At 57.9% G+C, this 10,466-nt stretch carries 18 protein-coding genes and 1 pseudogene; 15 read left to right on the forward strand and 4 right to left on the reverse strand.

Features of this window, described 5'->3' with window-relative positions; genetic code table 11:
- The 13 genes and pseudogenes from tuf to BM160_RS21715 form a co-directional block, all read left to right on the forward strand.
- Positions 1 to 345: pseudogene (gene tuf, locus BM160_RS21655) on the forward strand (elongation factor Tu); the annotation flags it as partial.
- A 25-nt stretch (positions 346 to 370) separates the two neighbouring features.
- Complete coding sequence (rpsJ, locus tag BM160_RS21660) at positions 371 to 685, forward strand: 30S ribosomal protein S10 (RefSeq protein ID WP_007838118.1); 315 nt, start codon at positions 371 to 373, stop codon at positions 683 to 685.
- A gap of 238 nt (positions 686 to 923) precedes the next feature.
- A complete protein-coding gene (rplC, locus tag BM160_RS21665; RefSeq protein WP_092008222.1) occupies positions 924 to 1,607 on the forward strand; it encodes a 50S ribosomal protein L3 in 684 nt (227 codons plus the stop codon).
- Entirely contained in the window at positions 1,607 to 2,227 is a 621-nt protein-coding gene (gene rplD, locus BM160_RS21670; protein WP_092008223.1) for a 50S ribosomal protein L4, read from the forward strand. Before rplC ends, rplD begins: the two co-directional genes overlap by 1 nt.
- The gene (rplW, locus tag BM160_RS21675; RefSeq protein ID WP_092008224.1) at positions 2,224 to 2,550 is read left to right on the forward strand and encodes a 50S ribosomal protein L23; all 327 of its coding nucleotides are present in this window, start codon (positions 2,224 to 2,226) and stop codon (positions 2,548 to 2,550) included. The genes rplD and rplW overlap by 4 nt, the downstream gene beginning before the upstream one ends.
- A gap of 2 nt (positions 2,551 to 2,552) precedes the next feature.
- Positions 2,553 to 3,377 carry a 50S ribosomal protein L2 gene (gene rplB / locus BM160_RS21680; RefSeq protein WP_092008225.1) on the forward strand — a complete coding sequence of 275 codons (825 nt, stop codon included), beginning with the start codon at positions 2,553 to 2,555 and terminating at the stop codon, positions 3,375 to 3,377.
- Between the two features lie 10 nt (positions 3,378 to 3,387).
- Entirely contained in the window at positions 3,388 to 3,666 is a 279-nt protein-coding gene (gene rpsS, locus BM160_RS21685) for a 30S ribosomal protein S19 (protein ID WP_007866503.1), read from the forward strand.
- A 9-nt stretch (positions 3,667 to 3,675) separates the two neighbouring features.
- Positions 3,676 to 4,005 (forward strand): 50S ribosomal protein L22, encoded by a 330-nt coding sequence (gene rplV, locus BM160_RS21690; protein ID WP_007866508.1) that lies wholly within the window; start codon positions 3,676 to 3,678, stop codon positions 4,003 to 4,005.
- A 12-nt stretch (positions 4,006 to 4,017) separates the two neighbouring features.
- On the forward strand, positions 4,018 to 4,914 hold the full coding sequence (gene rpsC, locus BM160_RS21695) for a 30S ribosomal protein S3 (protein ID WP_092008226.1): 897 nt from the start codon (positions 4,018 to 4,020) through the stop codon (positions 4,912 to 4,914).
- A 24-nt stretch (positions 4,915 to 4,938) separates the two neighbouring features.
- Positions 4,939 to 5,355: a 50S ribosomal protein L16 gene (gene rplP / locus BM160_RS21700; protein ID WP_092008227.1), complete on the forward strand. Its 417-nt coding sequence runs from the start codon at positions 4,939 to 4,941 to the stop codon at positions 5,353 to 5,355.
- A gap of 16 nt (positions 5,356 to 5,371) precedes the next feature.
- The gene (gene rpmC / locus BM160_RS21705) at positions 5,372 to 5,575 is read left to right on the forward strand and encodes a 50S ribosomal protein L29 (RefSeq protein ID WP_092008228.1); all 204 of its coding nucleotides are present in this window, start codon (positions 5,372 to 5,374) and stop codon (positions 5,573 to 5,575) included.
- On the forward strand, positions 5,575 to 5,844 hold the full coding sequence (gene rpsQ / locus BM160_RS21710; RefSeq protein WP_092008229.1) for a 30S ribosomal protein S17: 270 nt from the start codon (positions 5,575 to 5,577) through the stop codon (positions 5,842 to 5,844). The genes rpmC and rpsQ overlap by 1 nt, the downstream gene beginning before the upstream one ends.
- 182 nt (positions 5,845 to 6,026) lie before the next feature.
- Positions 6,027 to 6,533: a peroxiredoxin gene (locus BM160_RS21715; protein ID WP_092008230.1), complete on the forward strand. Its 507-nt coding sequence runs from the start codon at positions 6,027 to 6,029 to the stop codon at positions 6,531 to 6,533.
- 178 nt (positions 6,534 to 6,711) lie between these two features.
- On the opposite strand, the gene BM160_RS21720 is transcribed toward BM160_RS21715, so the two are convergent.
- Positions 6,712 to 7,200, reverse strand: coding sequence for a GNAT family N-acetyltransferase (locus tag BM160_RS21720; RefSeq protein ID WP_092008231.1), 489 nt, complete (start codon positions 7,198 to 7,200; stop codon positions 6,712 to 6,714).
- 72 nt (positions 7,201 to 7,272) lie between these two features.
- Positions 7,273 to 7,956, reverse strand: coding sequence for a cytochrome b/b6 domain-containing protein (locus BM160_RS21725; RefSeq protein WP_092008232.1), 684 nt, complete (start codon positions 7,954 to 7,956; stop codon positions 7,273 to 7,275).
- A 189-nt stretch (positions 7,957 to 8,145) separates the two neighbouring features.
- Between BM160_RS21725 and BM160_RS21730 the strand changes: the two genes are divergently transcribed.
- Positions 8,146 to 8,601 carry a c-type cytochrome gene (locus tag BM160_RS21730; RefSeq protein WP_092008233.1) on the forward strand — a complete coding sequence of 152 codons (456 nt, stop codon included), beginning with the start codon at positions 8,146 to 8,148 and terminating at the stop codon, positions 8,599 to 8,601.
- A 194-nt stretch (positions 8,602 to 8,795) separates the two neighbouring features.
- Here BM160_RS21730 and BM160_RS21735 read toward each other — a convergent pair whose 3' ends face one another.
- Positions 8,796 to 9,311 (reverse strand): TlpA disulfide reductase family protein, encoded by a 516-nt coding sequence (locus BM160_RS21735; RefSeq protein ID WP_177219109.1) that lies wholly within the window; start codon positions 9,309 to 9,311, stop codon positions 8,796 to 8,798.
- Positions 9,312 to 9,326: 15 nt separating this feature from the next.
- Between BM160_RS21735 and BM160_RS21740 the strand changes: the two genes are divergently transcribed.
- Positions 9,327 to 10,040 (forward strand): DUF4197 domain-containing protein, encoded by a 714-nt coding sequence (locus BM160_RS21740; protein WP_092008234.1) that lies wholly within the window; start codon positions 9,327 to 9,329, stop codon positions 10,038 to 10,040.
- Positions 10,041 to 10,119: 79 nt separating this feature from the next.
- Here the strand turns inward: BM160_RS21740 and BM160_RS21745 are convergent.
- A partial coding sequence (locus tag BM160_RS21745; protein WP_143093211.1) for a transposase occupies positions 10,120 to 10,466 on the reverse strand: 347 nt, incomplete at its 5' end.

The following is a 10,466-nucleotide window of genomic DNA, read 5'->3' on the forward strand; positions in this document are numbered from 1 at the left end:
GGCACCAAGCGTGAAGACGTGCAGCGCGGCCAAGTGCTGTGCAAGCCCGGCTCCATCAAGCCACACACGCACTTCACCGGCGAAATCTACGTTTTGTCCAAGGACGAAGGCGGCCGTCACACGCCATTCTTCAACAACTACCGTCCCCAGTTCTACTTCCGCACGACGGACGTGACCGGCGCGATCGAGTTGCCAGAAGGCAAGGAAATGGTCATGCCAGGCGACAACGTGTCGATCACCGTCAAGCTGATCAACCCGATCGCCATGGAAGAAGGCCTGCGCTTCGCCATTCGCGAAGGCGGCCGTACCGTTGGTGCTGGCGTCGTTGCCAAAATCATTGCTTAATTCCAGATAAAACCAAGGAATTACCATGGCCACCAAGCAAAAAATCCGTATCCGCCTCAAAGCGTTTGACTACAAGTTGATTGACCAGTCAGCCGCCGAGATCGTGGACACCGCGAAGCGCACTGGTGCGATTGTCAAGGGTCCTGTGCCCCTGCCGACCCGCATGAAGCGCTTTGATATTCTGCGTTCGCCCCACGTCAACAAGACGAGTCGCGACCAGCTCGAAATCCGTACGCACCAGCGTCTGATGGACATCGTTGACCCTACGGATAAAACCGTGGACGCGTTGATGAAGCTCGATCTGCCTGCTGGCGTTGACGTCGAAATCAAGCTGCAGTAAGCAAGAGGCCGAAAGGGGGTTGGGTTGTCTGGAGTCAAAATCCAGCCTTGATCCCCTTTCAAAAACCTGAGCTTTAGCGCGGATTTGCCATATTTGGCAGTCTGCGCTATACTTTTGGGCTGTCCAGGATCTGCTGCGAGCAATTGCAGTGCAACTGGAGCAGTTTTATTAACCGTCTTTCACATCAAAACGTCTGTGGCCAATTGAAGTCACAGCGGTGGAAGTTTTGGAGAAAACAATGAGTCTGAGCAACTCCCTAGGGTTGCTGGGTCGCAAGGTGGGCATGATGCGTCTGTTCACTGATGATGGGGACACAGTTCCTGTCACGGTGGTGGATGTGTCCAACAACCGCGTAACCCAGGTTAAAACCGAAGCAAATGACGGCTACGATGCCCTGCAAATGGCATTTGGCTCGCGCAAAGCATCGCGCGTGACCAAGCCGGCCGCTGGCCACCTTGCGAAAGCAGGCGTTGAAGCCGGTGAAATCCTGAAAGAATTCCGCGTGACGGCTGATGTCGCCGGCAAATACGCTGCAGGCGCTGTCGTGCCCGCTGCTGATATTTTTGCCGTGGGCCAGCTGGTGGACGTGCAGGGCACTTCCATTGGTAAAGGCTACGCCGGTACCATCAAGCGTCACAAGATGAGCTCGCAGCGCGCGTCGCACGGTAACAGCCGTTCGCACAACGTTCCCGGCTCCATCGGTATGGCGCAAGATCCTGGTCGCGTGTTTCCTGGTAAACGCATGACGGGTCATCTGGGTGATGTCACCAAGACCACGCAAAACCTGAACATCGTACGCATTGACGAAGCTCGTCAACTGCTGATGATTCGTGGCGCCATTCCTGGTTCCAAAGGTGGTTTTGTGACGGTTCGCGCCGCCATCAAGGCCAAACCAACCGCCGCTGCTAAAGGAGCGAACTGATGCAGGTCGAACTCCTGAATGACCAAGGTCTGTCATCGTCCAAAGTGGACGTGCCCGATACCGTGTTTGGTCGCGAATACAACGAAAGCCTGATTCACCAAGTGGTCGTGGCCTTCCAGGCCAACGCCCGCCAGGGTACCCGTGCACAGAAGGACCGTGAGCAGGTTCGTCACTCGACCAAGAAGCCTTTTAAACAAAAGGGTACGGGTCGCGCACGTGCTGGTATGACTTCTTCCCCGCTGTGGCGCGGCGGCGGTCGTATTTTCCCGAACATGCCTGATGAGAATTTCACCCAGAAAATCAACAAGAAGATGTATCGCGCCGGTATGGCATCGATCTTCTCCCAGTTGGCCCGTGAAGGCCGTCTGGCTGTGGTTGATTCGCTGACCGTGGATTCGCCCAAGACGAAAGTCCTGGCCGACAAATTCAAGGCCATGAACCTCAACTCGGTGCTGGTGATTGCTGATCAGGTTGATGAAAACCTGTACCTAGCATCCCGCAACCTGGTCAACATTCTGGTGGTTGAGCCCCGTTATGCCGACCCGCTGTCACTGGTTCACTACAAAAAAGTGCTGGTGACCAAGGCCGCCATGGACCAACTCAAGGAGATGTTTGCATGAGCGCCGTGAACGCCCAAACCAAATTCGACGAAGGCCGCTTGATGCAGGTTTTGGTCGCGCCCATCGTGTCTGAAAAGGCCACGATGATCGCGGAGAAATCCAATTCGGTCACCTTCAAGGTCCTGCAGGACGCCACCAAATATGAAATCAAGGCCGCTGTGGAATTGATGTTCAAGGTGAACGTCAAGGCAGTGGCTGTTCTGAACATCAAAGGCAAGACCAAGCGCTTTGGCAAGTCTGTGGGCCGTCGGGACAACCTGCGTAAAGCCTACGTGACGCTGCAAGCCGGTCAAGAGCTGAACCTCGGTGGGGAGACTGCGTAATCATGGCTGTCATTAAAATGAAACCCACTTCACCAGGCATGCGTGGCATGGTGAAGATCTCCCGGGATCACCTTCACAAGGGTGAACCTTACGCGCCGCTGCTGGAGCCACAATTCCAGAAGGCTGGCCGTAACAACAACGGGCATATCACGACGCGTCACAAAGGCGGCGGTCACAAGCACCACTACCGCGTGGTTGACTTCAAGCGCAACAAGGATGCCATTCCGGCCAAGGTCGAGCGTATCGAGTACGACCCTAACCGCACGGCCCATATTGCCCTGATCTGCTACGCCGACGGCGAGCGTGCTTACATCATCGCCCCTCGTGGCCTTGAAGTCGGCGCCACGCTGGTGAGCGGTTCGGAAGCACCGATTCGTGTCGGTAACACCTTGCCTATCCGCAATATTCCTGTTGGTTCCACGATCCACTGCATCGAGATGCAAATCGGCAAGGGTGCGCAAATCGCCCGTTCCGCCGGTACGTCTGCAACGCTGCTGGCCCGTGAAGGTACTTACGCTCAGGTGCGCATGCGCTCCGGTGAAGTCCGCAAGATCCACATCGAATGCCGCGCCACCCTGGGTGAAGTCGCCAACGAAGAACACAGCCTGCGCCGTCTCGGCAAGGCCGGTGTGAAGCGCTGGATGGGTATCCGCCCAACCGTTCGCGGTGTGGTGATGAACCCGGTTGACCACCCACACGGCGGTGGTGAAGGCAAGACCGGTGAAGGTCGCCATCCAGTCGATCCATGGGGCAATCTGACCAAGGGCTATCGCACCCGTAACAACAAGCGCACGCAGGTCATGATCGTGTCGCGTCGCAAGAAGTAAGGGATAGGCTATGACCCGTTCACTCAAAAAAGGTCCATTTGTCGACCATCATTTGGTAGCCAAGGCTGATAAAGCGGTTACCAATAAAGACAAGAAGCCGATCAAGACCTGGTCGCGTCGCTCCATGATCTTGCCCGAGTTCATCGGCCTGACCATTGCCGTGCACAACGGCAAGCAGCACGTGCCTGTCTACATCACCGATCAAATGGTTGGCCACAAGTTGGGCGAGTTCGCACTCACCCGGACTTTCAAAGGTCACCCGGCTGACAAAAAAGTTGTGAGAAAGTAAGGAAAGACCATGGAAACACGTGCAACCCTCCGGGGCGTTCGTCTGTCGGTCGACAAAGGCCGTCTGGTCGCTGACCTGATCCGCGGCAAGAAAGTGGATCAAGCGCTCAACATTCTGAATTTCACGCAGAAAAAAGCTGCTGGAATCATCAAGAAGGTGGTTGAGTCCGCTATCGCCAACGCTGAACACAACGATGGTGCCGATATCGACGAGTTGAAGGTGAAAACCATTTACGTCGAGCAAGGTGCCACGCTCAAGCGTTTCTCTGCGCGCGCAAAAGGCCGCGGTAACAGCATCAGCAAGCCTACGTGCCATGTGTACGTGGTGGTTGGCAACTAAAGGCAGCAGGATATGGGACAAAAAATCAACCCAACCGGGTTCCGCCTTGCCATCAGCCGCAACTGGGCTAGCCGCTGGTACGCAAGCAACCGTAATTTCGCCGGCATGCTGGCGGAAGACATCAAGGTGCGCGAGTACCTCAAGGCCAAGCTGAAAAGCGCCGCCGTGTCACGTGTTGTGATCGAGCGTCCTGCCAAGAATGCCCGCATCACGATTTTCTCGGCACGTCCGGGCGTCGTGATCGGCAAAAAAGGCGAGGACATCGAGAACCTCAAGAAAGAACTGAGCCGCCAGCTGGGCGTGCCGGTCGCCGTGAACATCGAAGAAGTTCGCAAGCCTGAAATTGATGCCAAGCTCATCGCTGACAGCATCACGCAGCAGCTTGAGAAGCGCATCATGTTCCGCCGTGCGATGAAGCGCGCCATGCAAAACGCCATGCGTCTGGGTGCCCTGGGCATCAAGATCATGTCGTCTGGCCGTCTGAATGGCATTGAAATCGCTCGTTGCGAGTGGTACCGCGAAGGTCGCGTGCCCCTTCACACCCTGCGCGCCGACATCGACTACGGCACTTCTGAAGCACAGACCACCTACGGCATCATCGGTGTCAAGGTCTGGGTCTACAAGGGTGACACGCTGGGCCGTAATGACGGAACCGGCGCACGCATGGTGGAAGTTGCTGACGAAGAGCGCAAGCCACGCGGTCCACGTCGTGATGCCCGTCCAGGCGATCGTCCTGACCGTGCAGCTCCCCGCGGTGCACCTCGTGCGCCACGCGGTGTGAACACTGCGCCGGCTGATGGCAGCGACAAACCGGCTGAGGCGTCTGGCGCCGAAGCCCCGAACAACACCGTTAAGCGCGTCCGCAAAGCCGCGCCAGCTGCAGCAGCTGACGGTGCCAAGACCGAGTAATCGGTCTAATAACGGAGAATACAAATGCTGCAACCCGCTCGCAGAAAATATCGCAAAGAGCAAAAAGGCCGCAACACCGGCGTCGCAACTCGGGGTAACTCGGTTGCGTTCGGTGACTTCGGTCTGAAGTGCACCGACCGCGGTCGCCTCACTGCTCGTCAACTCGAAGCCGCACGTCGTGCGATTTCCCGTCACGTCAAACGTGGCGGCCGTATCTGGATCCGTGTCTTCCCAGACAAGCCGATCTCCCAAAAGCCTGCTGAAGTGCGTATGGGTAACGGTAAAGGTAACCCAGAGTACTACGTGGCTGAAATCCAGCCCGGCAAGATTGTTTTTGAAATCGTCGGTGTGTCTGAAGAACTCGCTCGCGAAGCGTTCCGCCTGGCTTCGGCCAAGCTGCCGCTGCGCACGACGTTCGTCAGCCGCATGATCGGCCAGTAATCAGGAGAATGAAGCAATGAAAACTACTGAACTGCGCCAAAAAGACGTTGCTGGTTTGAAAGACGAAGTCAAAGCGCTGCAAAAAGCCCACTTTGGCCTGCGTATGCAAAAAGCCACTCAGCAACTCAACAACACCGCCACGTTGCGTTCGACGCGCCGTGCCATCGCTCGTGCCAAGACCATCCTGGCCGAAACCATCGTCAAACAAGGAGCCAAATAATGACGGAAGCTAAAAAATCCCTCAAGCGCACCTTGATTGGCAAGGTGGTCAGCGACAAACGTGCCAAGACCGTCACGGTTCTGGTCGAGCGTCGTGTGAAGCATGAGCTGTACGGCAAGATCGTGTCTTTGTCCAGCAAGTACCACGCCCATGACGAAAAGGGCGAGTACAAGGTCGGCGACATGATCGAGATCACGGAAAGCCGTCCTATCTCCAAGACCAAGAACTGGGTTGTGACCCGTTTGGTGCAAAAAGGCGCGATCGTTTAAGTCCACAAGACTTTGACCTCAAGTCATCAAAAACAGCTCACTTTGTGGGCTGTTTTTGTTTCTGCCTCGGCAGTTCATGGCTAAAGGTTGGCTTAAAGACCGTGACGCCTCGGTGATATTGACAGTCAGTCAAAATAGCGTCGAAATTTCCGATTTTTGTTTATTACAACCTGGAGCACCTGATGATTAAAGTAGGCGATACCCTTCCCGCAGTCACGTTGATGGAGTTTGTGGAAGTGGAAGGCAATGGCTGCAGCCTGGGCCCCAATGCGGTCGACGTGGCCAAGGCCAGTGCCGGCAAAACCATTGCCCTGTTTGCCGTGCCTGGCGCCTTCACGCCCACCTGCTCGGCCAAGCATGTCCCCGGTTATGTCGAGCAGGCTGCCGAGCTCAAGGCGGCCGGTGTGGACGAGATCTGGTGCCTGAGCGTGAACGACGCCTTTGTGATGGGCGCCTGGGCGCGTGACCAGAAGACCGCGGACAAGGTCCGCATGCTGGCCGATGGTGATGCGGCATTTGCCAAGGCCACCGGCCTGACCTTGGACCTGAACGGCAAGGGCCTGGGTCTGCGCAGCAATCGCTACTCCATGCTGGTGAAAGACGGCAAGGTGGTCAGCCTGAATATTGAAGGCCCGGGCAAGTTTGAAGTCAGCGATGCGGCCACGATGCTGGCCCAGGCCAAAGCCTGAGCTTTGTCGCTGTAAATAAGCCACCGTGTGCGCGAGCCCGGTGGCTTTTTTACGTCTGTACTCAAGCGCTGTGGGCCGCCAGGCTGCGCCCGGCCTGGGTGCAGAAGAACTATGAAATTAATAGCGCGCTACGCCCGCTCTGCTTGGGCTATAACCTAATTTTGTTTGAAAATCTGGGCTAGAGATCAACCTTCAGGTAATGCGCCCCGGCAATCGGGTTGTGATAGTAGGGGGGAATCTCCACAAAGCCCAGTTCCGCATAAAGGGTGCGGGCCGTCTCCATGTCGTCCAGGGTGTCCAGCAGCACGCTGTGGTAGCCCGCCATGCGCGCTGCATCGAGAATCGCTTCGGCCAGCTGCCGGCCCAGGCCAAAACGTCGAAAGGCCTTGCGCACATACAAGCGCTTCATTTCGGCGGCATTCGGATAGTCGACCGAGGCTATGGCGCGCAGCGCGCAGCAGCCGGCGATCTCCCCATCCACCAGGGCCAGCAGCAAGGCACCCGCCGGGCCCTCGTACTCGCCTGGCAAATCGGCCAGTTCGGCCTCGAAATTCTGGAAACACAGATCTATGCCCAATTGCTCGGCATACTCGGCAAAAATCTGGCGCGTCGCGGCCAGCTGCTCGGGCGTGACCGGTGTGATGAACTCGATGGAAGGGCGTTGCACAGCGTTTCTTGCTTGGAAACGGGCCAGTTTAACGGCATTCGCCGCCGCACCCTGTAGAACGCCCGCCCGGCTCTAGAAGGCCGGCACCGCCAGAGTGGAGATCCAATAGACCAGGGCCGCGCAAGCCGCCAGGATCAGCAGCGCCGTCAGACGCGAAGCGGTGTCGTCACGTGACGGCGGCATGGCCACCACCAGTGTCTTGTCGCCATGCAGCATGGCGCCCACCAGATTGTGCTTGCGGCGCAGATAAAACAAGATGGCCGTGGCGTGCAGCAGCAGCAGGCCCAGCAGCAGCCACTTGCCGATATTGGCGTGGTAATTGGTCGACAGGCCGACCGTGGCATTGGAGACCAGATGAGTCAGCGGCCCGGCGAAGGCAATCTCGTCATCGCTGATCAGGCCGGTGCCGACCTGGACCAGCAACACCGCCAGCATGGCAAAGACCGAGCCCGCGCCTATCGGACTGTGGCCAATGCCGTGCTCGGGCTTGCCACGCCCCTTGAGGTAGTTGATGACGGTTTGCGGCGCATAGATGAAGCTGCCAAAGCGTGACCAGCGTCCGCCCACCAGCCCCCAGACGAGGCGAAACAGCAGCAGCGTCAGCACCGAATAGCCAAAGCGAAAGTGCCAGACCATGGCGCTGCCGCCCAGCGTGCCGGTAATGGCCAGGCCGATGACGCAGGCCACCAGCGACCAGTGAAATATCCGCGTTGGCAAATCCCAGACACGTACCTTGTTCAGGCTTTTTTGGCTCATGTGCATTCCTTCTTTTTACGACTGGCTGGATGGTAGCGCGGCCCCCAGGCAGACCGGGCACTGTTGGTGCTTTCCCTTGGTGCAGAAGTTCCTGCGGAACTTCTCTGGCCTCGCTAAACTCGAGCGGACTGATCGTCGGCGTTACAGCGCTGCCGGTCATTCGATTCAAAAAAACCAACGAGGAACTCGATGAAAGCTTTTACCTGTATCGCCACGGCAGTCACCCTGGCCGCCCTGATGGCTCCGGCGCATGCGCAATTTGCCAAAGCCGAAGACGCCATCAAATACCGCCAGAGCGCACTGTCCGTGATGGGCACGCACTTCGGTCGCGTAGGCGCCATGGCCAATGGCAAGGTGCCGTTTGACGCCAAGCTGGCCGCCGACAATGCCGCCATCGTCGCCGACATGGCCAAACTGCCCTGGGCCGGTTTTGCCCCCGGCACCGATAAAGGCGGCAACACCAAGGCCAAGCCTGAAATCTGGACCGAGCAGGCCAAGTTCAAGGAGGGCCAGGACAAGCTGATCGCCGAATCCACCAAGCTCGCCGCTGCCGCCAAAACCGGCAATCTGGACGCGCTGAAAACCGCTTTTGCGGCGACTGCCGACACCTGCAAGGCTTGCCACGACGCGTTCCGAAACAAGTAAATAGAGCCCCCACGGTCGTTCGCTTCGCGTAACTCCCTGCCCCCCGAGGGGGCCGCTGCGCCTGCGGCCCGGCTAAGCCGGTTCCGCGGCCCCTGCCGGGTTTAAGAGCCAAGTGGGACGTTTTGATGAGCGCAAAAAAAAAGGCCGATCCCTCGCGGGAGCCGGCCTTTTTCAATGGCTGAGGGGCAAGTGGATTAGGTCTCGGCCAGCAGCTTTTCAATCAGCTGGTGCAGTGCCGCAAAATCGGGCTCACCCACATACTGCTTGACGATTTCGCCGCGCTTGTTCACCAGGTAAGTGGTGGGCGTGAGCTGCACATCGCCCCAGGCCTTGGCCACGGCGCCGGTATTGTCTATGGCGACCTTGAAGGGCAGCTTGCGGGTTTCGGTGTAATTGACGACGTAGCTGGGCGGGTCGTAGCTCATGGCTACCGCCAGGGTGTCATAGCCCTGACCTTTGTATTTCTCGTAGGTCGAAATGATTTTGGGCATTTCCGCCACGCAGGTCACACAACTGGTGGCCCAGAAGTTGACCAGGGTGACCTTGCCCTTGAGGTCGGCCGTGGTTTTTTTGCTGCCGTCCAGCAGCACGAAGGTCGACTCGGGCGCGCCCTGCACGCCGCTGCAGCCTGACAGGAATGCCACGCCTCCCAGCACCAGTGCGCTTGCCAGCAGCATGCGGCATACTGCCACGGGAGAGAGTTTTTTCATTGGAAGGATCCCATCATGCAACGTCGAAATTTTAACCAAGCCGGCGCCAGCGCGCTGGGCCTGCTCATATTGGCCACATACCGCCAGGCCCAGGCGCTTTCCTTGGGTGATCTAAGCGGTATCAGTAATGCCGATGCGAGCGCGGGACTGAAAACCGCCCTTGAAAAAGGCGCGCTGGCGGCCGTTGCCCTGCTCGGCAAACCTGATGGATTCCTCGGCAATCCAAAAGTTCGCATTCCCTTGCCCGGTTACCTCGAAGATGCGTCAAAACTGCTGAAAAACTTCGGCCAGGGCAAGAAGATTGACGAACTGGTGACCGCCATCAACCGCGCCGCCGAGGCCGCCGTGCCCATGGGCAAGGACTTGCTGGTCGGCGCCGTGAAGGCCATGAGCGTCACCGACGCCAAGAATATCCTGACCGGCGGGGACACTTCGGTGACTAACTTCTTTGCCGAAAAAACCCGCGCGCCGCTGGGCGTCAAGTTTTTGCCGGTGGTGAACCAAGCCACGGAAAAGGTCGGCTTGGCCAACAAGTACAACGAATTTGCCGGCAAGGCCGCAGGCTTTGGCCTGGTGAAAAAGGAAGACGCCAATATCCAGCAGTACGTCACCGGCAAGTCGCTGGACGGGCTTTACCTGATCATCGGTGAGGAAGAAAAGAAAATCCGCCAGGACCCGGTGGGCACGGGCAGCGCGATTTTGCAAAAGGTGTTTGGCGCCATGAAGTAAGGCTTCATGGGCTTGAATGCTATTGTTTAAGTAGCTACTATCGCGCGCCACATAAGCGCCACAGGCCTTTTTTACCTGATTAGCGACTTGCCTCAGACATGCGCAGTATGGTCAGAGGCTGTGGCTTTGTCGTAGCGGCCGCGCGCAGCAGCCTGGGCAGCATGGCCACCAAGTCAAAGCGGCGATTGAAGCGGTAGGCAAACTCAGCCAGGTAGCGCGCGGCGTATCTGGCATGGTCAAAGGAATGGTAAGTGCCGGCCTGGGCGGTCTTGAGGTTGCCCAGCATCGTGTTGACCCAGCGCAGCTGGGGTGTCCTGGCTGCCTGTCGTCCGCCACCCGTCACATGACGCTCATGCGTGGCGCCTACCTGCAAGACTTGAGCAAAGGCCTGCAGGCCATCGGAGACCACATGGGCCGTGGGCGCCA

The sequence above is a fragment of the Polaromonas sp. OV174 genome, assembly GCF_900112285.1.
Classification (GTDB): domain Bacteria; phylum Pseudomonadota; class Gammaproteobacteria; order Burkholderiales; family Burkholderiaceae_C; genus Polaromonas.

Bases quoted from the DNA above. Each gene is read 5' to 3' on its own strand.
- rpsS (WP_007866503.1), top strand. From the start codon at position 3,388: ATGACCCGTTCACTCAAAAAAGGTCCATTTGTCGACCATCATTTGGTA.
- rplV (WP_007866508.1), top strand. From the start codon at position 3,676: ATGGAAACACGTGCAACCCTCCGGGGCGTTCGTCTGTCGGTCGACAAA.
- BM160_RS21725 (WP_092008232.1), bottom strand. From the start codon at position 7,956: ATGAGCCAAAAAAGCCTGAACAAGGTACGTGTCTGGGATTTGCCAACG.
- rplW (WP_092008224.1), top strand. From the start codon at position 2,224: ATGAGCGCCGTGAACGCCCAAACCAAATTCGACGAAGGCCGCTTGATG.
- BM160_RS21715 (WP_092008230.1), top strand. From the start codon at position 6,027: ATGATTAAAGTAGGCGATACCCTTCCCGCAGTCACGTTGATGGAGTTT.
- rplP (WP_092008227.1), top strand. From the start codon at position 4,939: ATGCTGCAACCCGCTCGCAGAAAATATCGCAAAGAGCAAAAAGGCCGC.
- rplD (WP_092008223.1), top strand. From the start codon at position 1,607: ATGCAGGTCGAACTCCTGAATGACCAAGGTCTGTCATCGTCCAAAGTG.
- rpsQ (WP_092008229.1), top strand. From the start codon at position 5,575: ATGACGGAAGCTAAAAAATCCCTCAAGCGCACCTTGATTGGCAAGGTG.
- BM160_RS21730 (WP_092008233.1), top strand. From the start codon at position 8,146: ATGAAAGCTTTTACCTGTATCGCCACGGCAGTCACCCTGGCCGCCCTG.
- rpmC (WP_092008228.1), top strand. From the start codon at position 5,372: ATGAAAACTACTGAACTGCGCCAAAAAGACGTTGCTGGTTTGAAAGAC.
- BM160_RS21740 (WP_092008234.1), top strand. From the start codon at position 9,327: ATGCAACGTCGAAATTTTAACCAAGCCGGCGCCAGCGCGCTGGGCCTG.
- rpsJ (WP_007838118.1), top strand. From the start codon at position 371: ATGGCCACCAAGCAAAAAATCCGTATCCGCCTCAAAGCGTTTGACTAC.
- rpsC (WP_092008226.1), top strand. From the start codon at position 4,018: ATGGGACAAAAAATCAACCCAACCGGGTTCCGCCTTGCCATCAGCCGC.
- rplB (WP_092008225.1), top strand. From the start codon at position 2,553: ATGGCTGTCATTAAAATGAAACCCACTTCACCAGGCATGCGTGGCATG.
- BM160_RS21735 (WP_177219109.1), bottom strand. From the start codon at position 9,311: ATGAAAAAACTCTCTCCCGTGGCAGTATGCCGCATGCTGCTGGCAAGC.
- rplC (WP_092008222.1), top strand. From the start codon at position 924: ATGAGTCTGAGCAACTCCCTAGGGTTGCTGGGTCGCAAGGTGGGCATG.